This window comes from Iningainema tapete BLCC-T55 (assembly GCF_014698965.1).
GTDB lineage: Bacteria > Cyanobacteriota > Cyanobacteriia > Cyanobacteriales > Nostocaceae > Iningainema > Iningainema tapete.
The window spans coordinates 177634-201498 of the sequence record NZ_JACXAE010000098.1 but is presented as its reverse complement, the minus strand read 5'-3'; the positions used below and the strand labels follow the sequence as shown (position 1 = coordinate 201498).

Here is a 23865-nt window from a genome sequence, read left to right as displayed (position 1 = left end):
GGTTAATGGCTAATGGCTAATAGCAATTAACAATTAACAATTAGCCATTAACTATCTACAAATCAGGAGGCAAAATCACTTTATCGATGACATGGATTACACCATTAGTGGCTTTGACATCAGCCTTAACTACTTTAGCGTCATTCACCATTACGCCTTTTTTACCATCAACCTTAACGCTAATAGGACCACCTTCAACGCTTTTTACTTCGCCAGACTTCAACTCACTCGATAGCACCTGACGAGGTACTACGTGGTAAGTCAAAATCTTCAGTAATACTTCTCTATTCTCTGGCTTCAATAAATCTTGCACAGCGTCTTGTGGTAGTTCGGCGAAGGCGGCATCAGTCGGTGCGAATACAGTGAAAGGACCTTTGCCTTGCAAAGTTTCTATCAACCCAGCTGCTTTCAAAGCTTCTGTGAGCTTTGTAAATTGACCATTTGCTTGTGCGATCGCAATAATATCACCTTGACCAGTGGTTGCTCCTGGTGGAGTAGTTGGAGGTGTTGGAGTTGGTTCTTCTGTTCCTGGTGGGGTAGTAGATGGTGGAGGAGTAGTACCAGGTGCAGTACGACTACGACCATTATAAGGAGGCTCGTTGAAAATACTTGGGCTAGGATTGAGTACACCTCCCCGGTTTTGAGCTACCTTCTGTTGAGATTTTTTGGGACTAGCCTTAGTTGCCTGACTCAAGTTGTATTGGTTTACTAAAACGTTCTGACTAGGGTTGTTAGTAGCAACGTTTGCCTGAATTGGCATACTAATCAGCAGACTCGCGCCCGCTACTCCCACTATGCCAGCAAACTTATTCAGCAGGTTGTTGTATTCACCCTTCATAAATTTTATTTGGCTTTATTTTCCACACATTACATAAAGACTTATAACATTTTGGTATGCACAAATTCTAACTAAATAGGATAAGTATAATTTTCTATCTTCAATATATTTTAGTCAGTATGCTTAAATTTTCTGGAAATTTTGATTTTTTTGATTATAATACACTCCTCTTGCTGAAGAAGCTCGACAAATTTTACGAAGTCGGGCTTGTGTTTGAGAGATAAAATCGTAGATGTATCATCGCAAATTGAACCAGTGGTAGGAACTGCACAATGTTGGAATTGTACCAATTTGAACTATCTCAATACTCAGAAAAAGTGCGCTTGATTCTCGATTATAAAGGACTAGAATACCGCAAAATCGAGGTTACGCCCGGAATTGGACAAGTGGAACTGTTCCGACTCACAGGTCAGCGTCAAGTACCAGTGCTGAAAGATGGTAATCGCTACATAGCTGATTCTACTGAAATAGCACAGTACTTAGAAATACATTATCCCCAAAGACCATTGATTCCAAAAGATAGCAAGCAACGGGGATTATGCTTATTAATAGAAGAATGGGCAGATGAGTCAATCGGCATCAAAGGGCGCAAAGCACTGTTTTCGGCAATTAGTCAAAATCAGTATTTTCGCAAATCACTGTTACCAACAGCAACGCCAGATGTACTGAAAACTTTGGTAGAGGGAGTACCTAATGACTTTTTGAAGCTGTTAGGTTTTGGTGTTGGTTATACTCCAGATGTAGTACGTAGTGCGATCGCCGATCTTAAACAAGATTTAGAAGCACTAACACTGCTGTTGGCAGATAGTCCTTATTTAGTAGGAGATGAACCGACTCTGGCTGATTTAGCAGTAGCTGGATTATCCATCCTACTCAAATTTCCTACAGCTTCCTATCTTGATATCCCACCCACCCTACAAGGTAAAGGAGTACCAGGATTAGCTGATAATCCAGTTTACGAACCATTCTTCGCTTGGCGCGATCGCCTTTATGCCCAATTTCGCAAACCATTAATTCCCACAAGCAACTTTGGCACTTCCCCCACCTCAATCAATATTGAATAACTAATTTCACCACGCCAAATTTCGTAGAGACGCGAAATTTCGCGTCTCTACGAATTTTTCCGTACAAAATACGTAATTTACACAGAAAATTCATCATAAAATAAAAATATGATTATGTAATTAATAACATGAATTCTGACGTTCCATTAGGATCGGTAATTCAAGGCTCTCTCACAGGAGGATTAGAAGTACGATTACACCCTGATATTTCAGTTGAAGATATGCGGGTGGGAAAGTTTCTCGTCGTACAAGGGGTGCGATCGCGTTTTTTCTGTATGTTAACAGATGTCGCGTTAGGAACTGCTAACCAAAGAATCATCGCCAATCCTCCAAGTTGGGAAGACACCTTTTTGCGAGAAGTTTTAGCAGGGAGTGGTACATACGGTATGATAAATCTCGCGCCTATGTTGATGTTTACTCCCGAATCAGATGAATCGTTCTCATCCACAAATGGCAAATCAGTAAATCCTTTCGTGCCATCGTCGTCTACAGGTTTGGCATCATTTCAACCCCAAACCAGCACAACGATGGAACTATTACCAGTGAAAACAATTCCCAGCCACTTTAGCCAAGTTTACGACGCTTCCGTGGAAGACTTTCGCCGTGTATTTGGTTGGGAAGACGACATCCAAAGGAAAAATTTTTCCATCGGTAAACCATTAGATATGGATGTACCAGTATGCATCGATTTAAACCGTTTTGTCGAGCGCAGTAACGGTGTTTTTGGTAAATCTGGTACTGGTAAATCTTTTCTCACCCGGTTACTTTTAGCAGGAACAATCCGCAAAAATGCAGCGGTGAATTTGATTTTTGATATGCACTCTGAGTATGGCTGGGAAGCTGTCTCTGAAGGTAAACAATTTAGTACTGTTAAAGGCTTAAAGCAGCTATTTCCGAGTCAAGTCGAAGTCTACACCCTCGATCCAGAATCTACCAAACGTCGAGGAGTACCTCATGCTCAAGAACTTTACCTTAGTTATGACCAAATTGAAGTTGAAGATATCAAGTTATGCAGTCGAGATCTAGGACTTTCTGACGCTAGTATAGATAACGCCAATATTCTTTGCGCTGAGTATGGTAAATCTTGGATTCTCCAATTAATCAATATGACTAATGAGGAAATCAAGACGTTTTGTGAAGAGAAACGGGGACACCAAGGTTCAATTACCGCTTTACAGCGTAAACTTCTGCGTTTGGATAATTTAAAGTATATGCGAGCGGCTTGTCCGCATAACTACGTTAATCAAATTTTGCGCTCGATTGAAGCTGGTAAGAATGTTGTTGTCGAATTCGGCTCTCAGTCAGATATGCTTTCTTATATGTTGGTAACAAATATGATTACCCGCCGAATTCACCAACATTATGTGAGCAAGGCAGAAAAGTTTTTGCAGTCGAAAAATGTTTGTGACAAACCAACACAGTTAATGATTACGATTGAGGAAGCACACCGCTTCCTCGATCCTGCTGTAGTCCAAAGTACCATATTTGGAACGATCGCCCGGGAAATGCGTAAGTACTTTGTTACGCTCCTAGTAGTCGATCAACGCCCATCAGGTATAGATAATGAAGTTATGTCTCAAATCGGTACCCGTGTCACAGCTTTATTGAATGATGAAAAAGATATTGACGCGATTTTCACAGGGGTATCTGGTGCTAGCGGTTTACGTTCTGTATTGGCAAAGTTAGACTCGAAGCAACAAGCTTTGATTCTTGGTCACGCTGTACCTATGCCAGTGGTAGTACGTACTCGTCCTTATGATACAACTTTTTACGCAGAAATTGGCGAAACTGTTTGGGAAGAAAAGCCAGACGCAGAAGTTTTTGCCGCTGCTGAACTTGCCAAAGCCGATTTGGGATTTTAGAGTAGAGACGCTCCGGCGGAGCGTCTCTACCGGACCATGGAACGTCTCTACAATTCCTATCTCCTTAATTTCTAAACTGTGATATAATGATTTTAATGATTCATACTTCCTACAGAGTCGAAGAGCAATCAGGTTGCGCTAGGAAGCTTTCGTAAGAATGGTGATGGTTGGAAGTGAAACTTATTAACTACTCATCGGCGAAGACAAATTCCCAATTTCCATGATTCGTGACATCCGTCCCTGATAAGAATCTAATTAGTACGGTAATCCGGCTAATGGCAGACGACTTATCTAGGGTGTTTGCCGTCACTATAGATATATGAGAGTTGAAAAATATTTCCCAATTCTTGTAATAAATATATTAATGTATCATATAATGAAAAGATTTAACTACACTACTTTACTATTTCTCAGATTTGTCGTAAGATAAAACAAAGAGAACTCATACTGACTTCATATAAAAATAGTCGTTGTCAGCGACTTAAAGATGAACATAATTCCCACGAAGGAACCTAGAAAGCTTGTCATAGACTTAATCAAGTCAAAAAGGGAACCTGTGTAGGAGACTAATCGTCTTTGCAAATTCTGTATGAATCGATTATCTTTGATAGTCATCTATATCATGTAATATACATACTACAAGTAACTATCCACCCCAGTTATTAAATTTATCTAGTATTGTTTTCGGAGTAGAGGATAACGCACCAATGCCTACCATCAACGCCCAAGCTGAAAACACCACCACCAAATTCACGGCTGATATGGTGCGAACCTATCTGCGCGAGATTGGTCGTGTACCACTGCTAACCCGTGAACAAGAAATTGTCTACGGTAAGCAGGTACAACAAATGATGACGCTAGTAGAAGCCAAAGAGGCTTTAGAAAAGAAACTGCGTCGCGAAGCATCATTACAAGAGTGGGCAGAGCATGTTCACTTGAATGAAACAGATGTGAAGAAAACAGTCCAGCAAGGTAAGCGGGCTAAGCAAAAGATGATCGAAGCGAATTTGCGCTTGGTAGTAGCAATCGCCAAGAAATACCAAAAGCGCAACATGGAATTTCTCGATCTAATTCAAGAAGGAACTCTAGGATTAGAACGTGGTGTAGAGAAATTCGATCCAACAAGAGGCTACAAGTTCTCAACCTACGCTTACTGGTGGATTCGTCAAGCGATCACAAGAGCGATCGCTCAACAAGGACGAACAATCCGCTTACCAATTCATATTACCGAGAAGCTGAACAAAATCAAGAAAGTACAGCGCGAATTAGCACAGAAGTATGGGCGATCGCCTACTCCTGCTGAAATCGCTCAAGAACTCGAACTTGAACCAACTCAGATCCGGGAATACCTAAACATGGCGCGTCAGCCAGTTTCCTTAGATGTAAAAGTCGGCGATAATCAAGATACTGAGTTGCAAGAAATGCTTGAAGATGATGGTCCATCACCAGAGCATTACATGACTCAAGAATTCTTGCGCCAAGACTTGAACACCCTGCTTGCGGAACTAACTCCTCAACAAAGAGAAGTATTAGCACTGCGCTTTGGTTTAGTAGACGGCAACGAAATGTCTTTGGCAAAAGTTGGTGAAAGATTAAATTTGAGCCGTGAACGTGTACGCCAGCTAGAGCATCAAGCCCTTGCTCATCTGCGTCGCCGTCGCGCCAATGTCAAAGAATACGTCGCCAGTTAATTGCGAGGTAAGAACCCCCCAACCCCCCGAGGATCGGGGGGCTTTAATGCCCCCCTTCTTAAGGGGGATTGGGGGGTTCAAGTCTTATGGAAACTTTATTGCAGCGCCTCCTGTTGAATGGGGGTGTTTTTTTATGTTTAATCCGAAATCGAGAAACTGTCTTGTGTAGTCATATATGTCAAAGAAACATTAGTTTAATTTAGTTACCAATCACGAATAGTGACATCAATGGTACTCTAGAAAAAGTGTGTGAAATTCCTTGATTTTTTGTTTCCAGAGTTTTTTATTGACAAGATAAATCCAACCTACGATGGAGCCTTTATCAATAAGTACTCGGTTAGGGTGTAGTGATGTAGCGGAAAGAGCAAATTTTTTTACAGGAGAAGTTGGATGCCCAAACATATCCAAAAATTCCTTACCCCTCAGCAAATGAGATTTCCCCTTGCTGGTTTATTGTTGATCCTCGGTATTTTTGCAGTTGATCGCGCTAAACCGGTAGTAAGTAATCAAATCGATTTTATGCGTGCAGCGACAACAAACAACGCTGGCGAACAAGTAAAAACTTATACTTGGATAGAGCGTAATTCAGCTGATGAAAAAGCAGAACGTTTGCGTAGCGCACTTGGCTCAGAAGCAACCCAAAACACTTTTAAACAAGTGCGTTTGCGTAAAGCAATAGCGAAGTCAGTTCCCAACGTAGAATTGCAAAGAGTGGCAACTAATCAAGTACAAGCCTACACTTGGTTACAAAGGAATTCTTTAGATTCAACAGCGACAAATACATTAATAACTCAAAATCAAGTATCAGCAAGACAAGCAACACCAGCTGCAAAATTTAACTTCCCAAGTAGAAACGGTGTCTACCTCTATGGCCAAACGCAAAAACCAGGGCAGTTTGGTAGAGACTATATAATTTTTGAGAAGCAACAGAACAACATAATAGGAGCTTTGTATTCCCCCAGTTCTGAACTTAATTGTTTTAAAGGCACACTCAACTCTTCAGGACAATTGGCGATGAACGTTGCTGGTTTTGCAGGTGATGTTAGCCCAATTCGCGTAGCTACCAAAAATACATTGCCAGTCGTCAACAATATCGATCAACCAGTTGACTACACTCACGCAGTGAGATTACAAGAGTATAATCAGATAAATTCTATCCCTGCTAATGACCGTAATGTTTTACAGCAGTGCAAACAAGTCCCAAATAATTAAAACTCAATTCCGGGTTGAGCTTTGATACCTTGATCGCGTAAAGGATGTTTAACTAAGTTCATTTCTGTCACTAAGTCAGCTCGTGCAATTAATGCTGGTGGTGCGTTTCTACCAGTTAAAATTACATGCTTATCAGCAGGTTTTTGCTCTAATCCAGCTAAAACTGCTTCAATTTGTAAGTAGCCAAGTTTTAGAGCAATATTGATTTCATCCAACAGCACTAGTTTAAAGTCAGGATTGTAAATGTACTCCAATCCTTTGTGCCAAGCTTCAACAGCTTTTTCAGTATCGCGATCGCGATCTTGAGTTTCCCAAGTAAAGCCTTCGCCCATAGCATGAAATTCTAACTGATCTTGCCAAAGACTGAAAACCTTTTTTTCTGAAGGTTCCCAAGCACCCTTAATAAACTGGATAATCGCTACATTATAACCATGGCCAAGGGAGCGTAGCACCATTCCCAATGCTGCAGTAGTTTTTCCCTTACCGTTACCTGTATTAACAATTATTAAACCTTTTTCTGGCGACGCTTGAGCAATGCGCTCATCTTGTACCTCTTTGCGCCGCTGCATCTTTTTGCGATATTGCTCTGGCGTCAGCGAAGTTTCCGTCACAGCTACATTACTTGTAGTTTCCATAGCTCAAATTTTTAAGGTGCGCCCTTCGTAGTGTAACGCACCAAATGAACGCGGGGCGATGCATACTTGTGGGATGCTGTAATAACGCCTTGACATTTATATAGTACTAATGTACTATATAAATAACCTTCAATAAACCCACCTAAAAATAAATTTCTAGCCTCAAAGCAAAATTACTCCCTTTCCAATAGAAGATTACCTATTTTTTCTTGGCGTTCTTGGCGTCTTGGTGAAGCAGCGCTGCATCCGGGTTTCCCGCTACTAGGCGACTGCTGAACCCGTTCGCGCAGCGTCTCCGCTACTGAGAAGGGCGGTTCATTAATCAGTAATCTTCAGGCGTAATGGGAGTAAGCTAACATCCGCGTGATTCAGCAACATCTAGTACACATTTCAGTCCGTTTTCATAGACTTCAGTTATCAGCCTTTACCTTCGTCAAGGCACATACCAGGGTAGGTGTAAATATGGCAAAGAAAGCAGCAAAAAAGAATGTTGTCCAGCTTCAACATACCAATAAAAAATCTACCAGTAATAATAGAACAAAATTCACGCTTTACAATTTCGCAGGTAAGGAGAAAGCCTTCTATTTAGTAGATAGAATTAACGTAGAAACAAGCAAGAATGATATCAAAGGTACGGTAGCACACAGCATTATTATCATAGATCGCTCCGGCTCAATGTATTACGATATTCAAGCGTTAAAAGAGACTTTGATTAAGCTTTTAACCCTGGATGAATACATCAATTTCCAGCTAGTAATCACTTTAATATCCTATTCTTCTGTGGGAGATGTAACTTGTCACTTCAAGCGCATCCCTATTCAAGAGGTGATGAAACAAAATTCTCCCTACTTGGAAGAAATTAAAAGAATCAAGGCTACCAGTCTTACTTGTATATCACAAGCAATGTACATGGCAAAAACTCTGATTCAACCAGGAGAGCTTACTGCCATAACTTTGCACAGTGACGGCTATGCTAATGATAGCAGTCCTAGTACAGAAGCAAAAGCTTTAGATGTAATCTGTCAAGAACTTAAAGCCAAGGATGTTTTTGTCAATACCATCGCTTATTCCAACGCTTCTGACTTTAAATTACTTGCCAAAATTGCGAACACAGTTTCCGGTTCGTGTATTAAAGCTGGTAATGTAAAAGAAGTTTACGACGCTATTTACAGTACGGCAAAATTGTTAGGTGGTTCAGTAGCTCCAGCAATTGAAGAATTTCTGGCTGCTGATTACTCTTATCAGATTTTCTTCTCTAGAAGTGCAAATAAAATCAACGGTTCAGCAGGAACTTTGAAAATTTATGGATTGAAGCCTGAGGATGAGTTAGTTATCTATAAGTACAAACAAATTAGCAAAGAGGCTTATGAACAATTAAATGTGCCTGTAGCGCAAAATCATGAGTCAGTTTATGCGTTTGCTGCGGCGAATTTAGCTGAAGGGAATTTGAATACTGCAAAATATGCGATCGCCAGTACGTTTGACGCTACTTTAACAGAAAGACACTTCAAAGCTCTCACCAACGTACAAGTTGCTGACTTTGCCCAAGATATTAACATTGCCCTATTCTATCCCAAAGTTTTGCAAGAACATCAAATTTTAGATAAAGTGAAGGTAAACGAGAAAATCTCTTTACTAGAATTGAGCAAAATTTTAGAAGAATATCGCCACAGCATCATCATTAACCTCAAAGATTTGCAGTCAAACTATCAACGAACTGGAATCAAAAGAGTTCCAGGTTCTAGAGACGTAAACGGTAATCTAATCAAACCTTGGCTCACAACAGAATATATAGATAAAGGTGAGTATGTTGGTATGGGTTCATTTGAAATTAACCGCAATACCGCTACTATCAACATGCTCGTTACCCGCAAAGTCAGACTTATCAAAGCTGAAGATCAAACTCCAGTTATTGAAGTTGCTGGTTTGTTAGTGAATGACTTGGCTACCTTTAATAATTACACCATAGTTAGTGATGGTGAAATCAATGTGAAGTCACTGCAAGTAAAAATCAGCAGTAAAAAAGTCTTTGACTTACTTCAACAAAAAGGCGTACTGGAGAAAGATGATGCACCAGCACAAGAATTTGACTTCCGCACAGAGTATACCATTAAGTTAGAGCATCTACCGCTTGTGCCTTTTGACGAACAGTTTAGTAGTATCGATGGGTTATTTACTCAAATAGCAGAAATAAAAATCCTCTCTAGTATCATTGCTGCTCATTTGAAACAGGAGTCTGATACCTTTTTACCAGAACAATTAGAAGAGTTAAAAAAACATTATCTTTCCAAGAATCTTTACATCAACTTTCCGACAACCAACGCATACTCAGACATTCAAGAAGCACTAGCAAACGGTACACTTGATGCGAGAATTAGCTATAAAATTGATATTGGTAGCACAGAGATTCTTAATGTAGGCAAGTTACATTCTGCTAACAAATTCCTTGACAGAATGTATCAGGTTTATGACACAGAGACAGGAGAAATTTTTGTTCCTCCAAACTTCACTCTCGCTTTACTTCCTAATATCGCCTTTAGGCACAAGCAACTGTCATCGCGGACAAAGATTACACAAGTCGAACGCTTGATGATGCCGATTTTTAATGACTTTCTTGGACTTGAAAAGAACGGAATAGTTGAAACGATTCTTACCAAAGTTAGTGCTAATAGTTTATTACGGTTGTTACAAGACAAGTGGAACGGTAAAGCTGTAGGTAAAGAGGAAATGGTTGGAGCTTTGACAGAAGCAAGTGTTAAGTTAGAAAAGTATGTGGAGAGAATTTATCGGGATAATATTTCTCCTTTAGTATTCTACATCGGCTCTACGGGACTTTTACCTGATGATATGCTTTTCAAAGCTGCAACAGCAGATGAATTAGCGGCAAAATATCCCAACTTACAGTTTTCTAAAGATGAGCAAGAAGGGATGTTTTTTGAAGTAGGTGAAAGCATTATCAGTGTGTATGCAGTGAATGAATATTACACCAAGAAGGTTGCGATTGTGGTAGAGGAGTAGGAGAAACCAAATACCCGACTTCTTACAGAAGTCGGGTATTTTAAAATACGCAATTTTCACATTTGAGATGGTTCCAAATCATTTGGAGCGGCTTTTGGTAGTACAGAGCGATCGTCATCGGGGATGCGTGTAGGTACACCCAGATGCTTTCTTGCATCTTGCTCTGCCATGAGATGGTCTTCTTTGCTATTGAACTGACTTTCATCCAACAAATGTTGGCTTTGCGCCGCTTGATCTCTAGTTGGTGGAGCGCCATTTTTCCATTTATATTTAAAGTCCATAGATTAAACACCGGGTAGACTACTTTATGTGTGCAGCCTTAATAGTAGGATTTGATGATGGATCAAGCTTCTATCGTTGGTAAGTCTTATTTTCAATTAGAGACACCCCCCGTCGGGACGTCTCTACTGAATCTCACTGATATTTTTCATTACTTGTTGATACATTTCTTGATTCTTTTGTTGCTGAAAGATACTGGCAGCACGTTGTAAGTCGGCTGTCGCTCTTTGTTTGTCTCCTTGTGCAGCAAGGGCGTTGCCTCGGTTATTATAAGCTGCGGCAAAGTTGGGAACAAGACGAATGGCTTGATTGTAGTCAACGATCGCACCTTCTATATCTCCCCTTGCTGCACGAGCATTGCCTCGGTTATTATAGGCAACAGCGTATTTAGGGTTGAGACGCACTGCTTGACTGTAATCATCTATCGCCCCGTCTCTATCTCCCCTAACTGCACGAGCATTTCCCCGATTATTGTATGCTTCGGCATAATTGGGAGCAAGACGAATGGCTTCGTCGTAATCTTGAATTGCGCCATTTCTATCTCCTAGTGCAGCACGAGCATTTCCTCGGTTATTGTAAAAAACAGCGTTGCTGGAATTGAGGCTAATAGCTTGGTTGTAATCCTCTATTGCTTGCTGCTTGTCTCCTGTATCAAAGTAAACAAGTCCTCTACCATTATAGGCTTGGGCATACTTGGGATTAAGCTTAATCGCTTGGTTATACGCTGCGATCGCACCTTTTCCGTTACCTTGAATATGCAGATACTGACCTTGAGTGAAAAAGTCTCCTGCTGTGGTAGGTTTAGCTATAGGACTTCTTGAAGGACTCACTCCTATTTCTGTTACCAATAAATCGTCGCTCCTATTACAGGAAACAGTTGCAATCGTCACGAATACGGTGAGCGTAGCTATGCCAAAAGCTTGAACCACCCTTTTTAATTCTTGCTCAAACAACCGCCGTTTCATAGTTTACCATTTGCTTGTAAAAATCTCTCAGATACCCAACTTCTTAAAGAAGTCGGGTATCTATGAGTCATTTTCTTGATTTTTTGTAGTTAGTCGTGCAGAAGATGTTTTCTCTATATCTACAGAAAGTTCTTCTAAATTTTCACCTAAATCTTTCTGTAGTTTTTGAGTTAACGTAACAGGAAAATCCAATTTCACACCTTTTTCTATTAGCCTTGCTAATTCTGTAAATTGTACCTTTATAGTGGTACGTTCGTAATTAGTTAGTTTGAAATAAGAAGTTTCTGCCAGGTTTTGAGCATGCATAGCTTTTTTAATTCTCTCTTGTAAATGTTCGTATTCTGAATTTAATAGTTTCCACTGTTGTTCTATTTGGCTGTATTTTGCACTAAGTGCTGTTAAATTTTCTGTGGCGGGGTCAATGTTGACTTCTCGATTTAATTCTATCAAACGTTGATGTACTTGAGCAAGATAAATGCAGTCTAAGTAAGCATACTCAATTTGTTCATCTGATAGTGGTCGTTTTCCCCAATCACTGCTTTGTTCTTGTTTATCTAGATTGTGGAAATTACAAAGTTCTTCCGCTAACGTTTTTAATTGATAATTGGGTACTGGCAATAGATAGTATGGTATCTTTTTTGCCATTTCTAAAGTACAAGTGACATTTTTGGCTTTTTTACTACCTAAAAATTTCAAATCAAAGCTAGCGTTATGAATAACTTTTTCAATAGCAGAATTGACCATAATTTTGTCAACAAATTCAGTCACAACATCTGGCTGATCGAGTACATCCAAAATATAAGTGTGATCGCCACTCAAATCGCTTGGCTCTTCCAATACCTGAATGAGTGATAGTTTGGGATGATTTTTATAGTCAGCTACTTCTGTATCTATCCATAAAGTTTTCGCTTTGGTATATTCAGCCACCAGAGAACTAATATCATGAGCAGATTTTATGTAAGGCATAAGTAAATAGGTTGTAAGTTGTCGAGACGCTTGAACCCAAGCGTCTCTACATATGGTGCGTGAAATTTTATATCCACAGTTGGATAACTCAATTTAGTAACTTAAGTAATTTTAAAAGAAAAATAACTAATGCTAATAACTGCTCATGCGCTACTTTGCTTTAGCCACTGACTATGATGGTACACTAGCTGCAGATGGTCAAGTTAATGAAAATACCATAGCAGCACTTAAACGTCTACGAGCTTCTGGTAGAAAATTAATTATGGTCACAGGGCGTGAGCTAGATGACTTACAGCGCGTGTTTGAGCAAATCGATCTATTTGATTATATAGTGGCAGAGAACGGTGCTTTATTGTACTCACTCGCAACGCGAGAGGAAAAGTTGCTAGGCGCAAAACCACCAGACGAGTTTGTCAAAATGTTGCGCGCTCGCCAAGTCAATCCGTTATCAGTTGGTAGGGTAATAGTCGCCACTTGGCATCCCAATGAAACAACAGTCTTGCAAACCATCCGCGATTTGGGACTAGAGTTGCAAGTTATCTTTAACAAAGGTGCAGTGATGGTGTTACCATCAGGTATTAACAAAGCCGCAGGACTAGGGGCAGCGTTAGATGAAATGAAGTTATCGCCTGCCCTCATCTTGGAATCCCGCGACATTAACATTACCCCAAGAGTTAGATGGTGTAATGCTCATTACTGTGCATCCGGATCAAGTTGCACCTGCTGCTTTATCTTTAGTTGATACGATTATTACGGTAGGCAAATCACCAGAGCAGAATATCGAGCAATTCTGCAAAATAGTCGGTCATTGCCCACCCAAACTTGGAGCAACAAACCTTGAACCAGGAGAGGCGTTCGCCTGGTTTCGTACCCATGATACCGAACCTTTGCGCTTTCGCATTACTCCTGGGCGTACCGAACGACGGCGACATGTACGTAAATATGCTGAAGGACAACTGGGAACAGATAAAAGTTTTTACTTTACAGGCGCAGAAGGCAAGTTAAATCTCCGCGCCCAAAATCTGATTCTCTTTACTCAAATAGCAGAGGGAGTAGATGACGAAACCTGGTTGTACCACTTGCAACAGGGAGATTATTCACACTGGTTTCAAGAAGCAATTAAAGATGAATCTTTGGCACAAGAAGTCAAAAAGATTGAGCAAACTACCAACATTTCAGCTCAAGATAGTCGTGCAGCGATCAAAGAGGCGATCAAGCAGCGCTACACTCTGCCTGAATAAATAAGGAATACACTCTCATGATTAAATCTAGAAGAAAAGGGAAAGGATACTTAGCGGCTTTGATTGGCGGGGTAAGTGGTGCAGCTACGCTATTTGCCTTTAGTCTTTTCCTTAGTGGAGCTTTCCTAAGTTTATACACAAATCTGGCTGAACCGAAGCAGTCAGTAATTGTTACATATGCTGTTATCACTGGTATAGGAGTTGGGGAGGTACTAGGCTGCTTTCTAGCACTGTGCTGGCGACGACATCAGTCTGCTGGGCGCACAGCAGCGTGGCTCTTGGCATTACTTATACCTGGGTTGCTATTGTTCTTGGTTATGAGAGTTGTAACGGGATGGTTAGTAGCAGCAATCTTGACAATTATTAGCCTGCCTTTACTGGCACGGGCTTTGACAAATTATCCCAATTACCCTGGATACCTGCAAAAGATGTTGCACGTTTTTGCTAAAAGACCACCCAACTTTTAAAATTGTAGATTTAGGATTGCTATATGTATTGGATAGGAAAACAAATATATTCAAATAACCGAAATGCCAATTGTAGTTGTAGCTTACCAAAAATGACGTATAATATATCTAAAATTGTACGTCATTAATAAAATTAATGCAAACAAAGCTAACTCTGCGCTTAGACGATTCACTAGTTGATAAAGCAAAGAAATGGGCAAAAATTCATCAAATCTCTCTTTCTGAGGCAATTGCCACTTTTTTTGAGCAACTGCCAGACCCAGATAAACCAATAGAACTTAGCCCTTGGACTCAAAGCTTGTCGGGAATCGTCAAAATTGAACAAAATAAGGAGCAAGATGAATTTCACCAGCAATACTTAGACTACCTTGAGGAAAAATATCGGTGAAACGGGTGTTATTCGACAGTGATGTGGTTCTAGATGTATTGCTGCAACGTCAGCCCTTTTTCGCTGCTTCTGCACTAGCACTGGATACAGTTCCTCAAGAAAAAGTAGAAGGCTACCTTGCTGCACACGCGGTAACCAATATGTTCTATCTTTTAAGAAGACATTTGGGCAGTGAAAAGAGTCGAGAAGCGTTGAATACGTTGATGTCTAAAATGCGTGTGGCTGCAGTCACAGATGCTGTGATCCGTTCGGCACTTACAAGTTCATTTGCTGATTTTGAAGATGCGGTGACTCATGCAGCTGCTATATCTGAAGGGATAGAAGCGATCGCCACTCGCAACATCAAAGATTTTCGGATGGGAACTATTCCAGCAATGCTACCAGAGGTTTTCTTAGCAACTATTAACCATTAGCTACACGCCTCCCTAGATTCCCCACTTCTTGACAATATAAATTGTTGTTCGTATTGGCTATTAGCCATAATACGATAGTATATAATGTAAAAATTAAATTGTGGATGTTGGGTTTCGTTCCTCAAGCCAACCTACTTACTACTTAATCTTGTCAATTCCATAATTGTTTCAAACTCAAAGTTATGAGCTAAATCTGAGAGAATATTTGCCAACATAGCGAATTCTTGTGGGATCAGATTAAGTAAATTGAGAATCAAGTCGTCACTACCTTGCGCTGCGGCAAGGTTTAGTTGTACAATCCACTCTGGCGACATTTGAGATAACAGAGGCAGTATATCACCTGTTGTTTCTTGTTTTTCTTCTGTGCGATCGCTCTGTTCTTTATAGACATATTCTACTCCCAGATGTTGACTCAGTTTTTCTAGTAGTAGTTCATGTCGAAATGGTTTGTTAATAAAATCATCACAACCCGCCTTCATCATTGCCATTGTTTCTTCTTCAAAAGCGCTAGCGCTCAGAGCAATGATAACTGTTGCGCCCCGACTCCCCTGCTCCCTTTCTCTCAGAAGCCGAGTAGCTTCATAACCATCCATCACAGGCATACGCATATCCATCAAAATTAAGTGTGGTTGCCAATCCCATAGTGAGATTGCTTCCATCCCGTTTGCAGCTTCCCTAACAACAAAGCCGATGGATGTCAGTAGTTTACTTAGCAGCAGACGACTGTCTGAACTATCATCAACTACGAGAATGCGGTATTCTTTTTGATTAGGTACTAAACCAATAATTTGACGTTGCGCTTTTGTTGTTTGTACTTCGCCATTGTCGGCAAGACTGATTTGAATATCAAAGGTAAACGTACTACCTTGTTCTGGTATGCTGCTAACGCTGATATTGCCGCCCATCATTTGTATGTATTTACGGCTAATTGCCAAACCCAACCCTGTACCCTGTTGCGATTTTCTCCCTGTTTCTGTTTGTCCAAATGGTTCAAATAGCAAATCAATTTCTTCTTGTGCAATACCTGCACCAGTGTCGGTAACTTCAAAAAAGAGATGGGGAGTGGGGGAGATGAGGAGTTTCCCCTGCCCCATTTCTACTCTTAGCGTCACACTACCACTTGTAGTAAACTTAATAGCATTACCTAAAAGATTGAGCAAAACTTGTCGCAGTTTACTTGCGTCAGTTTGAATATATTGAGGGATATCTGGAGCATAGTCAAACACTAGTTGGAGGTTTTTTGCGCTGGCACGCAAGTGCAACATTTCGTACAGGTTATCCAACAGGTGAATCAAATCAAAACTGCCCACATTCAATGTTGTTCTGCCTGCTTCAATTTTGGACATTTCGAGAATGTCGTTGATTAAGTTAAGCAGATGTTCTCCCGCACGATTGATAATCGCTAAGTTTTGCTGGTTTTCTATAGATAGAGATTCGTCATTGCTCATGAGTTGGGTGAAACCAAGGATAGCATTGAGTGGAGTACGTAACTCATGACTCATGCTGGCAAGGAATTCACTTTTAGCGCGGTTAGCAGCATCAGCGGCGATGACAGCTTGTTGCAGTGCTTGTGATTGTTTTTGAGTCTGTGCCAATAATTCTGCTTGTTGTAATGCGACTCCCAACTGATTGCCGATTTGAACGACAATGTTGATGTCTCCTGTTTTCCATTTTCGCGGAGCAGAATTTTGATAACACGCCAATAATCCCCAAATTTGACTACCGCAGAAAATGGGAACAGTTAAATAAGCTTTAGCTTGAAAGCGCTCTAAAAGGTTGACATAACATTCTTCAAATCCTGGTTGGTAGATGTCTGGCACACAGAGATAAGTTTCACCACGGCTGTATCTACCTCCTTGAGTTTCTTGCAGGTAAGTATCAGGATCGTGGTTATCCTGACTATCCATCGTTTGTACGATGCAGCGCTCATCTTGTAAATTATCTGAGATGAGATGGGGATTTTTTTTGTGTTCCTCAATCAGAGAAATCCAACCTCTACCGACAGATTCGGCAACAAACTTGCCACTCCAGTCGGGATTGAATTGATATACTACCACGCGATCGCATGCTAGTACTTGCCGTAATTCTTGTGTTGTTGCTCTAAATATAGTCTCCAGATCCAGTGTCTGGCGCATCCTTTGAATTACTTGTGTAATTGCTCGTTCTCTTTCGGCACTTTCTCGCAGAGCAACTTCCACTTGTTCACCTTTGATACTTTCGGCATCTATCTCCATATATAGATTTTAGAAACGCAACCAAGTTTTTTGTACATGACTAAAAATACCTAAAGCGATCGCCGCTAGAAACAACAGCAAAATAACTCCTCCTGGCACAGAAGAGAGAATACCGAAACCTCTGAGTATCCATACTGCTATTGTAATACCTAATAACATACCAAAAGCCTGGGTTAACCGCCGATTTAATTTAGAAGATTGGCTCATCTCGTCTCCAAATACTTAGAATGCGTGTTTGCCATTTTAGCCAATAACAATAAGTTTTTAATTGTCGGTTATTTTTGAAGTTATGATGAATTTATGATGATGAATTGGACGTTTTTGCGAAAAATTTCGGAAAAATGACGGAAACGTGACGATTTTAACAGGATTTATATATATAACTGGAGGTAAAATTAGTATCGAATTAACTTCCAGTTTAAACGTGTTCAGTGGCGTTGAGGAGTGATTGAGATCACTATGTCTACTATCCAAACAGAACCAGTTTCCGTAGGTACAAAAATGGCTTTGAACCAAGATAAACAAGAATTGCTGATGCAGGGTGAGATTTTGGTACAAAGCTATTCGCACAATGCTTGGGGGGGTGCAGTCACAGCTAGTATGTATTTGCCGCTAGTGCGATCGCATGTGTGGCAGCAATTAACTGATTATCCTCGTTGGGTACAATATTTTCCGGATGTCACCACCAGTGTAGTCTTACAAAGAGGAGAGGTCAAACGTCTGTATCAAGCAGCACAAAAAGCCTTTTTATTTTTTACCGCTCAAGTAGATATTTACCTCAATGTAGTTGAAGAGCTTGGGCAGAGAATTCAATTTAGATTAGAAAAAGGAAGTTTTCACGATTTTAATGCTAATTTAGAGCTTCAAGATTGTGGAGACGGAACTGTGTTAACTTATACTGTGCAAGCCACCCCCCTTATTCCCATACCTTCGATATTCATCCAACAAGCTATGAATTTTGAATTGCCTGCCAATATGCGTAAAATGCGACAAGTGCTTTGTAAAGGTTAAAAATACGTATGTCACAGGCAAAGGAAATTTTAGACTTTTGGTTTGGCAATCCTGATGAACCAGGATTCGGCAAACCAAAAGCTTTTTGGTTTAAAAAAACACCAGAGTTAGATGAAGAATTGCGCAGTCGATTTCTCAAAGATTACCAAAAAGCAGCCGGGGGATACTTAGACGAGTGGGTTGATTTACCTGAAACTTGTTTAGCTCTAATTTTGCTACTAGATCAATTTCCTCGCAATATGTTTCGCGGTACACCGGAAGCTTATGCCACCGACTGGGAAGCGCTCTCAGCTGCGCAACAGGCAGTGGCACAAGGCTTTGACAAAAAAATGCTGCCTGTACAACGCTGGTTCATCTACTTACCTTTTGAGCATAGCGAAAACTTGGAGCATCAAACTAAAGCAGTTCAGCTATTTCAGCAACTGAGTAATGATCCTGATAGTGCAAGTACTATAGATTACGCAATTCGTCATCAGGCAGTAATTGAGCGTTTTGGGCGTTTTCCCCATCGCAATGAAATTTTGGGACGTATCTCAACACTAGAAGAGAAAGAGTATTTAAACCAAAAAGGGTCATCTTTTTAAGAATTTGGAATTCGGAATTCGCAATTCCGAATTCTTAACTTAATTACGAGTTACCAATTGTGCCGATTCACTGCCAAAAAATGCTGATTCTAACTCACTTTCAGTGAATTCATACCCAAGGTTAGCGGCAAAACTGACAATTTTGCTTTTGTCCCAATTCCATACACCAAAAATACCTTTAACACTGCACTTACTATAGTATTGCTCATAAATAGCTTGGTCTTGGGTCAAGACTTGATAAAAAGCGTTAACATGTTCTAATGACATTTTGCGTCATCTCCCTATAGTATGAATTATTGTCTACTACAAAATAGATTGGCTAATCAAGTAATTCTGGTCTTGTAATATATTCTTCTAGAATACTGATTCACTACAAGGATAAATTTGCAGAATGTCGTGAAAAACTATTTACGATTGGTCGAAGATGATGCATTACAAGGGTGTATTTCATCACTAAAAACCCAACCCTGAGTTCCATCGGAGAGTTTGATTTGTACAAAATCACCTTTAGCTTGAATAAACAAGACCTTTTCACCTAGATATAATTGTTTTAACGCACCAACTTCTGTTTGAGGTTCAGGACGTAATTTTGCTAAGTATTTTCCACCTGGAGGAGAAACAACACGACATAGTTGAGGTTGTTGTAGCAGTAAGTTGTGTTGTGGGTAAGTTCCACCTAAATTGCTAGTATTAAAAAAAACTAAACCGCCAATCGCACTCATGATAACTGCCACTCCTCCTCCAAGTACTGGCTGTACTTTGCTGTGTAAAAACTGAGGTTTTACGCCATTCCCTGGTGGAACTGTAGGAGGGATATCATCAACAGTCTTTTTAAGTTGTGATACACGTACAGTTTGCGCTAGTGCTTTTTGCGATGAGATGTGGACTAGTGCGCCATACTCTACGGGAGTGTAGCCGACGGGATACTCTTTGCAAATTATAGCACTTACTTTAAAATTTTGTTGTCCTAAACGTAGACTACTACCAGATTTAAGCGGCATTTCACCAGCTAAGAGTAGTTGTCCATCAACAATGGGGGGATTTTTCTGGCGTAAATTACGTAAGTAAAACTTTTGCTGGTGGGAATGAAAAAAGATTTCCACATGCAGCCCAGATACTGTCGGATCTGGTAAAACAATATCACACGCTTCGGCGTTACGACCAATGCGGATTCTACCCAAGTTTTTACTTTGTTGCTTCTCCAAAATTTTCCGGGTTTTAATCTCTCCGGCTTCTTCCCACTCCAAGGTTAGTTCATGTAGGTTAGTAGTAGTATTGGTATCTTCAATAGGTTCAATTGTTAATTCTTGTAACGCTTGTATTACCTCAGTTGCTGTTTGATAACGATCTTTGAAGTGGTAATGCGTCATCTTAGTAAGTACAGCAGCTAAAGTTGGACTAACTGATGTTAGATGTTGCCACAGTATTTCCCCTGTATTTGGATCATCTTGTAATTCTAGAGGTAACACTCCTGTTAATGCCTGAATTCCCATCATTCCCAAGGCATAAATATCACTACTAGGGCGTGGTAAACGTCTAGTTTGTTCAGAAGGCATGTAACCCCTAGTACCAATAACTAGAGTAATGTTTTGTCCTGCCATTCCTACTGCAGTTTGGCTGCGTAGTTGTTTGATTGCACCAAAGTCAATCAGAACTAGTTTGCGATCGCTTGCACGTCTAATCAAATTATCCGGTTTGATATCTCGATGAATTACCCCATGACTATGGACAAATTCTAAAATACCCAATACTTCCAGAAGCATTTCCACAATTTGACTTTCATTCCACCTTTTCCCCGGAAATAATTCTCTACTTAAGGTATGTCCCTGAACAAATTCTTGCACTAAGTAAAATTCTTGCTTTTCTTCAAAATAAGCTAACAGTCTAGGAATTTGGTCATGATTACCTAACTGTTGTAGTGTTTCAGCTTCTTTTTGAAATAGCTTTCTAGTAGTATGTAAAATCTCATGGTCGGTACTAGTAGTTTTAAGATGTTTGAGAACACACCTGGGTTTTCCCGGAAGGTGAATGTCCTCAACAATATAAGTTTGTCCAAAGCCTCCCTCACTCAATACTTCAAGAACTTTATAATGTCCTGCTAGTAGCTGACCAATCATATTTTGACAGTAATTGTTAAAAAATTAGTGTAATGTTTCATTTGAATTGTTGAAAACACAACCCAAAATCTAAAATTTCTAGTTCCAAAATGTTAGAACCCCGGTAAGTTAATGAATAACAAATTCAAAAGACTAATGTTGCCAGTTTGGCAGTTATTCAAAAACATGGAACAATTTAGTTAAAGCAAATCTTTCTAATTTTTTCTGTCAAATTTATAGCCATTACATTTGATAAAAAGATACCCGACTTCTTTAAGAAGCCGGGTATCTTATTTCTCCCGTCTCCCCTTATGGCAAAACTTGTCGCAGTGCTTCTAATAACCTATCAACGCTTTCTTTACGACTGTTGAAACCCATGAGTCCAACACGCCATACTTTACCTGCTAATTCGCCCAAACCACCGCTAATCTCGATATTATGTTCAAGAAGTAACTGTCGTGCAACTGCCTTTCCATCCACACCTTGGGGAATGCGTACAGTGGTGAGTGTGGGCAAACGGAATTGTCTATCAACATGTAAAGACAGTCCCAACTCCTCCAACCCCTGCCAAAGATACTCCACATTTTGTTGATGCCGTTGCCAACAGCTTGCCAGTCCTTCTTGAGCAACTAAACGCAGCGCTTCCCGTAAAGCATAATACAGATTAATTGGGGCTGTGTGATGATAAATGCGATCGCTACCCCAATACTTACTCAACAACGTCATATCCAAATACCAGTTAGCAACCTTAGTTTGACGCCGTTTTAATTTCTCCACTGCATTCTGACTCATCGTTAGAGGCGAAGCACCAGGTGGACAACCCAACCCTTTCTGGCTACAGCTATAAGCTAAGTCAACTCCCCACTCATCCAAAAATATGGGAACCCCGCCCAAACTTGTCACCGTATCCACCAGCAGCAAACAACCAAATTCACGACACAACTCACCTACACCTTCCAGAGGTTGACGTGCGCCCGTAGAGGTTTCAGCATGAACTAGTGCCAGAATAGCTGGACGATGAGTTGAGACAGCACTGCGGAGTTCATCTAGTGTAAAAACTTGTCCCCAAGGTTTGGTAATAGTCCGGACATCCCCACCATAGCGCCCAGCCATATCCACAAGACGATTACCAAAATACCCTGCCACACCAACCAAAACCACATCACCTGGTTCTGTGGCATTAGCGATCGCCGCTTCCATCGCCGCAGTTCCCGTACCACTCACAGCAATAGTATACTGATTATCAGTTTGCCATACATAACGTAGCAAAGACTGAATCTCATCCATAATCGCCAAAAAAGCTGGATCTAAATGTCCAACAGGAGGCTTATTCATCGCCTCAAGTACAGTAGGATGAGCATTAGATGGTCCTGGTCCTAAAAGAAGACGGGATGGTACTACAAGAGGTGCAAGTTGCAACCTCTGACTGTCATTGATTGAAAGCGTTTGCATGATTTTATACTTACAACGTACTAACTTTCTACTTCTTATGCAAAATTGGCATAGTAAACAACCCCCAGCCCAAACCCGTAATCAACCCAAACAGGGTGACAACGTAATTATTAAAACTCCACAAATCCAAAACTTGAGCCGCCAATTCTAGAGGATAAGCCATCATTAGCACACTTGCAAACGCCGCGCCACCCCAACCATACTGACTCAACCAGTAAAAACCTCTACCATTAGTACCCGCATACAGCAGACGAGTAACTAGCAACCCCGTCACCGTACCGTAACAGCGCATACACACAGCCATGATATGGGGTGACGCCAAAGCCACTCCCATATCCGGTTGGGGACACACACGAGCCCCCATAAAATAAATAATACCAGCAATCAAAGATAACAACGACACCCCAGACGCAGCCAGAAAGGGAGCAGCAAGCGGTCCGACAACCATCCCCAACAATAGAAAGTCAGCGATCGCACTTACCCAACGCACTCGCAACCGTCTTTTTAGAACCACTCCTTCCATAATTAGATGTATATGTTTTGTTAGTCAATATTACTAACAATCATAAACGGAAGTTGAAGCAAAACATCAAATGCCTTTGAGCGATCGCCCTTGGTATAGAATTGGTTTAACCACCATCTATCTCAACCTCCAGCGAGCTTTACACGCTTTCATGAGGAAATTGTGTTACATTCATACTTATCTTATATACCTATGACTACCAAGGAAGTACTGAGAAGCGTTGCTTCAGAAATCCAATTGTTTGATGATATTGAGCAGAAAGAGACTTTTTTATTTGTGGTAGGGGCATTATTTTCTAGAGTCATTAGCTTGAAAAAAGCAGCAGAAATTATGGAAATGGAGCCAAATGTATTGCTTGAGCTATTGGACTTAATGGGTATAGAGTTTTCCTATCTAACTCTACAAGATGTTGCGCTTGAGAAGAATTGGTAGTAAGAGTGAAGATAGTTTTTAACTCCTCTCCATTAATTTTTCTTGTGCGGTTGGGATTTCTAGATAGTTTTGTGGACTCTGCCGATGAATTTTACCTGCCAGCATTTGTTGTAGAGGAAATCCGTGCTAAATCTGACGAAACTTCTGACTCCGTGCAAGCGTTAATAGATTCTAGGAAAATTACCGTCAAGTCAATTAAATTGACTACATTAGCTAACAGTCTAAATATGCGCTTGGGAAAAGGAGAGTCAGAAGCGATCGCACTTGGCATTGAGTTGCCATGTGACTATATTATTTTAGATGACGGAGCAGCTCGGAAGGAAGCAACTCGACTGGGACTGAATGTTAAGGGAACCTTGGCAGTGATCAAGAAACTTCAGACAGATGGCAAAATTACTATTGGTAGTCTGGATCAACTTTATCAAGAGCTAGTGGCAATTAATTTCCGAATCAAGCGATCGCTGTTTGATGCCATCTTTGAAGACTAGGTAAAT

24 protein-coding genes and 1 pseudogene are annotated in these 23865 nt (G+C 40.5%); 14 read left to right on the top strand and 11 right to left on the bottom strand.

Annotated elements, in window-relative coordinates:
* Positions 1-55: 55 nt before the first annotated feature.
* A complete protein-coding gene (locus tag ICL16_RS32900) occupies positions 56-838 on the bottom strand; it encodes a fasciclin domain-containing protein (RefSeq protein WP_190835779.1) in 783 nt (260 codons plus the stop codon).
* A gap of 272 nt (positions 839-1110) precedes the next feature.
* Here ICL16_RS32900 and ICL16_RS32895 point away from each other — a divergent pair, with 272 nt between their 5' ends.
* The 4 genes from ICL16_RS32895 to ICL16_RS32880 all read left to right on the top strand — a co-directional run bounded on the left by ICL16_RS32895 (position 1111) and on the right by ICL16_RS32880 (position 6667).
* On the top strand, positions 1111-1902 hold the full coding sequence (locus ICL16_RS32895) for a glutathione S-transferase family protein (protein WP_190835778.1): 792 nt from the start codon (positions 1111-1113) through the stop codon (positions 1900-1902).
* A gap of 128 nt (positions 1903-2030) precedes the next feature.
* Complete coding sequence (locus ICL16_RS32890; protein WP_190835777.1) at positions 2031-3764, top strand: helicase HerA domain-containing protein; 1734 nt, start codon at positions 2031-2033, stop codon at positions 3762-3764.
* 707 nt (positions 3765-4471) lie between these two features.
* A complete protein-coding gene (locus ICL16_RS32885; RefSeq protein ID WP_190835776.1) occupies positions 4472-5455 on the top strand; it encodes an RNA polymerase sigma factor, RpoD/SigA family in 984 nt (327 codons plus the stop codon).
* Between the two features lie 390 nt (positions 5456-5845).
* Complete coding sequence (locus tag ICL16_RS32880; protein WP_190835775.1) at positions 5846-6667, top strand: hypothetical protein; 822 nt, start codon at positions 5846-5848, stop codon at positions 6665-6667.
* Here the strand turns inward: ICL16_RS32880 and cobO are convergent.
* Positions 6664-7302: a cob(I)yrinic acid a,c-diamide adenosyltransferase gene (gene cobO / locus ICL16_RS32875; RefSeq protein WP_190835774.1), complete on the bottom strand. Its 639-nt coding sequence runs from the start codon at positions 7300-7302 to the stop codon at positions 6664-6666. The genes ICL16_RS32880 and cobO overlap by 4 nt on opposite strands.
* Positions 7303-7764: 462 nt before the next feature.
* Between cobO and ICL16_RS32870 the strand changes: the two genes are divergently transcribed.
* Entirely contained in the window at positions 7765-10320 is a 2556-nt protein-coding gene (locus tag ICL16_RS32870; protein ID WP_190835773.1) for a vWA domain-containing protein, read from the top strand.
* A gap of 56 nt (positions 10321-10376) precedes the next feature.
* Here the strand turns inward: ICL16_RS32870 and ICL16_RS32865 are convergent, their stop codons facing one another.
* The 3 genes from ICL16_RS32865 to ICL16_RS32855 form a co-directional block, all read right to left on the bottom strand.
* Positions 10377-10601: a bromodomain-containing protein gene (locus tag ICL16_RS32865; RefSeq protein ID WP_190835772.1), complete on the bottom strand. Its 225-nt coding sequence runs from the start codon at positions 10599-10601 to the stop codon at positions 10377-10379.
* Between the two features lie 123 nt (positions 10602-10724).
* Positions 10725-11564: a tetratricopeptide repeat protein gene (locus ICL16_RS32860; protein WP_190835771.1), complete on the bottom strand. Its 840-nt coding sequence runs from the start codon at positions 11562-11564 to the stop codon at positions 10725-10727.
* A 60-nt stretch (positions 11565-11624) separates the two neighbouring features.
* The gene (locus tag ICL16_RS32855; protein ID WP_190835770.1) at positions 11625-12530 is read right to left on the bottom strand and encodes a ribonuclease D; all 906 of its coding nucleotides are present in this window, start codon (positions 12528-12530) and stop codon (positions 11625-11627) included.
* A 145-nt stretch (positions 12531-12675) separates the two neighbouring features.
* Here ICL16_RS32855 and ICL16_RS46275 point away from each other — a divergent pair, with 145 nt between their 5' ends.
* From ICL16_RS46275 to ICL16_RS32835, 5 genes are all read left to right on the top strand, one after another.
* Positions 12676-13272: an HAD family hydrolase gene (locus ICL16_RS46275; protein WP_238361060.1), complete on the top strand. Its 597-nt coding sequence runs from the start codon at positions 12676-12678 to the stop codon at positions 13270-13272.
* A complete protein-coding gene (locus ICL16_RS46270) occupies positions 13217-13771 on the top strand; it encodes a hypothetical protein (RefSeq protein ID WP_238361059.1) in 555 nt (184 codons plus the stop codon). The genes ICL16_RS46275 and ICL16_RS46270 overlap by 56 nt, the downstream gene beginning before the upstream one ends.
* A 17-nt stretch (positions 13772-13788) precedes the next feature.
* Positions 13789-14238 (top strand): hypothetical protein, encoded by a 450-nt coding sequence (locus ICL16_RS32845; protein ID WP_190835769.1) that lies wholly within the window; start codon positions 13789-13791, stop codon positions 14236-14238.
* 136 nt (positions 14239-14374) lie between these two features.
* On the top strand, positions 14375-14626 hold the full coding sequence (locus ICL16_RS32840) for a DUF6364 family protein (protein ID WP_190835768.1): 252 nt from the start codon (positions 14375-14377) through the stop codon (positions 14624-14626).
* Positions 14623-15039, top strand: a complete 417-nt coding sequence (locus tag ICL16_RS32835; RefSeq protein WP_190835767.1) for a PIN domain-containing protein — start codon at positions 14623-14625, stop codon at positions 15037-15039. Before ICL16_RS32840 ends, ICL16_RS32835 begins: the two co-directional genes overlap by 4 nt.
* Positions 15040-15170: 131 nt before the next feature.
* On the opposite strand, the pseudogene ICL16_RS32830 reads toward ICL16_RS32835, so the two are convergent.
* Both ICL16_RS32830 and ICL16_RS32825 read right to left on the bottom strand, forming a co-directional pair.
* Positions 15171-17234, bottom strand: a pseudogene (locus ICL16_RS32830) (ATP-binding protein); the annotation flags it as partial.
* A 48-nt stretch (positions 17235-17282) separates the two neighbouring features.
* Positions 17283-17480: a hypothetical protein gene (locus ICL16_RS32825; protein ID WP_190835765.1), complete on the bottom strand. Its 198-nt coding sequence runs from the start codon at positions 17478-17480 to the stop codon at positions 17283-17285.
* Between the two features lie 252 nt (positions 17481-17732).
* Here ICL16_RS32825 and ICL16_RS32820 point away from each other — a divergent pair, with 252 nt between their 5' ends.
* On the top strand, positions 17733-18284 hold the full coding sequence (locus ICL16_RS32820; protein ID WP_238361058.1) for an SRPBCC family protein: 552 nt from the start codon (positions 17733-17735) through the stop codon (positions 18282-18284).
* An 8-nt stretch (positions 18285-18292) separates the two neighbouring features.
* Positions 18293-18868 carry a DUF924 family protein gene (locus ICL16_RS32815; protein WP_190835764.1) on the top strand — a complete coding sequence of 192 codons (576 nt, stop codon included), beginning with the start codon at positions 18293-18295 and terminating at the stop codon, positions 18866-18868.
* A gap of 39 nt (positions 18869-18907) precedes the next feature.
* On the opposite strand, the gene ICL16_RS32810 is transcribed toward ICL16_RS32815, so the two are convergent.
* The 4 genes from ICL16_RS32810 to ICL16_RS32795 all read right to left on the bottom strand — a co-directional run bounded on the left by ICL16_RS32810 (position 18908) and on the right by ICL16_RS32795 (position 22939).
* The gene (locus ICL16_RS32810; RefSeq protein ID WP_190835763.1) at positions 18908-19135 is read right to left on the bottom strand and encodes a Nif11-like leader peptide family natural product precursor; all 228 of its coding nucleotides are present in this window, start codon (positions 19133-19135) and stop codon (positions 18908-18910) included.
* A 137-nt stretch (positions 19136-19272) separates the two neighbouring features.
* Positions 19273-20985 carry a protein kinase domain-containing protein gene (locus tag ICL16_RS32805; RefSeq protein WP_190835762.1) on the bottom strand — a complete coding sequence of 571 codons (1713 nt, stop codon included), beginning with the start codon at positions 20983-20985 and terminating at the stop codon, positions 19273-19275.
* Between the two features lie 288 nt (positions 20986-21273).
* Entirely contained in the window at positions 21274-22419 is a 1146-nt protein-coding gene (locus ICL16_RS32800) for an aminotransferase class V-fold PLP-dependent enzyme (protein WP_190835922.1), read from the bottom strand.
* A 25-nt stretch (positions 22420-22444) separates the two neighbouring features.
* Entirely contained in the window at positions 22445-22939 is a 495-nt protein-coding gene (locus ICL16_RS32795; protein ID WP_190835761.1) for a DUF2085 domain-containing protein, read from the bottom strand.
* 192 nt (positions 22940-23131) lie between these two features.
* Here ICL16_RS32795 and ICL16_RS32790 point away from each other — a divergent pair, with 192 nt between their 5' ends.
* Together ICL16_RS32790 and ICL16_RS32785 are read left to right on the top strand one after the other, a co-directional pair.
* The gene (locus ICL16_RS32790; protein ID WP_190835760.1) at positions 23132-23371 is read left to right on the top strand and encodes a hypothetical protein; all 240 of its coding nucleotides are present in this window, start codon (positions 23132-23134) and stop codon (positions 23369-23371) included.
* Positions 23372-23376: 5 nt separating this feature from the next.
* The gene (locus ICL16_RS32785; RefSeq protein ID WP_190835759.1) at positions 23377-23859 is read left to right on the top strand and encodes a PIN domain-containing protein; all 483 of its coding nucleotides are present in this window, start codon (positions 23377-23379) and stop codon (positions 23857-23859) included.
* The last annotated feature ends 6 nt before the right edge of the window (positions 23860-23865 follow it).

What these genes read in the sequence shown, in the direction of transcription:
- ICL16_RS32900 (WP_190835779.1), bottom strand. Translation starts at nt 838, where the DNA reads ATGAAGGGTGAATACAACAACCTGCTGAATAAGTTTGCTGGCATAGTG.
- ICL16_RS32895 (WP_190835778.1), top strand. Translation starts at nt 1,111, where the DNA reads ATGTTGGAATTGTACCAATTTGAACTATCTCAATACTCAGAAAAAGTG.
- ICL16_RS32890 (WP_190835777.1), top strand. Translation starts at nt 2,031, where the DNA reads ATGAATTCTGACGTTCCATTAGGATCGGTAATTCAAGGCTCTCTCACA.
- ICL16_RS32885 (WP_190835776.1), top strand. Translation starts at nt 4,472, where the DNA reads ATGCCTACCATCAACGCCCAAGCTGAAAACACCACCACCAAATTCACG.
- ICL16_RS32880 (WP_190835775.1), top strand. Translation starts at nt 5,846, where the DNA reads ATGCCCAAACATATCCAAAAATTCCTTACCCCTCAGCAAATGAGATTT.
- cobO (WP_190835774.1), bottom strand. Translation starts at nt 7,302, where the DNA reads ATGGAAACTACAAGTAATGTAGCTGTGACGGAAACTTCGCTGACGCCA.
- ICL16_RS32870 (WP_190835773.1), top strand. Translation starts at nt 7,765, where the DNA reads ATGGCAAAGAAAGCAGCAAAAAAGAATGTTGTCCAGCTTCAACATACC.
- ICL16_RS32865 (WP_190835772.1), bottom strand. Translation starts at nt 10,601, where the DNA reads ATGGACTTTAAATATAAATGGAAAAATGGCGCTCCACCAACTAGAGAT.
- ICL16_RS32860 (WP_190835771.1), bottom strand. Translation starts at nt 11,564, where the DNA reads ATGAAACGGCGGTTGTTTGAGCAAGAATTAAAAAGGGTGGTTCAAGCT.
- ICL16_RS32855 (WP_190835770.1), bottom strand. Translation starts at nt 12,530, where the DNA reads ATGCCTTACATAAAATCTGCTCATGATATTAGTTCTCTGGTGGCTGAA.
- ICL16_RS46275 (WP_238361060.1), top strand. Translation starts at nt 12,676, where the DNA reads ATGCGCTACTTTGCTTTAGCCACTGACTATGATGGTACACTAGCTGCA.
- ICL16_RS46270 (WP_238361059.1), top strand. Translation starts at nt 13,217, where the DNA reads ATGCTCATTACTGTGCATCCGGATCAAGTTGCACCTGCTGCTTTATCT.
- ICL16_RS32845 (WP_190835769.1), top strand. Translation starts at nt 13,789, where the DNA reads ATGATTAAATCTAGAAGAAAAGGGAAAGGATACTTAGCGGCTTTGATT.
- ICL16_RS32840 (WP_190835768.1), top strand. Translation starts at nt 14,375, where the DNA reads ATGCAAACAAAGCTAACTCTGCGCTTAGACGATTCACTAGTTGATAAA.
- ICL16_RS32825 (WP_190835765.1), bottom strand. Translation starts at nt 17,480, where the DNA reads ATGAGCCAATCTTCTAAATTAAATCGGCGGTTAACCCAGGCTTTTGGT.
- ICL16_RS32820 (WP_238361058.1), top strand. Translation starts at nt 17,733, where the DNA reads ATGTCTACTATCCAAACAGAACCAGTTTCCGTAGGTACAAAAATGGCT.
- ICL16_RS32815 (WP_190835764.1), top strand. Translation starts at nt 18,293, where the DNA reads ATGTCACAGGCAAAGGAAATTTTAGACTTTTGGTTTGGCAATCCTGAT.
- ICL16_RS32810 (WP_190835763.1), bottom strand. Translation starts at nt 19,135, where the DNA reads ATGTCATTAGAACATGTTAACGCTTTTTATCAAGTCTTGACCCAAGAC.
- ICL16_RS32805 (WP_190835762.1), bottom strand. Translation starts at nt 20,985, where the DNA reads ATGATTGGTCAGCTACTAGCAGGACATTATAAAGTTCTTGAAGTATTG.
- ICL16_RS32795 (WP_190835761.1), bottom strand. Translation starts at nt 22,939, where the DNA reads ATGGAAGGAGTGGTTCTAAAAAGACGGTTGCGAGTGCGTTGGGTAAGT.
- ICL16_RS32790 (WP_190835760.1), top strand. Translation starts at nt 23,132, where the DNA reads ATGACTACCAAGGAAGTACTGAGAAGCGTTGCTTCAGAAATCCAATTG.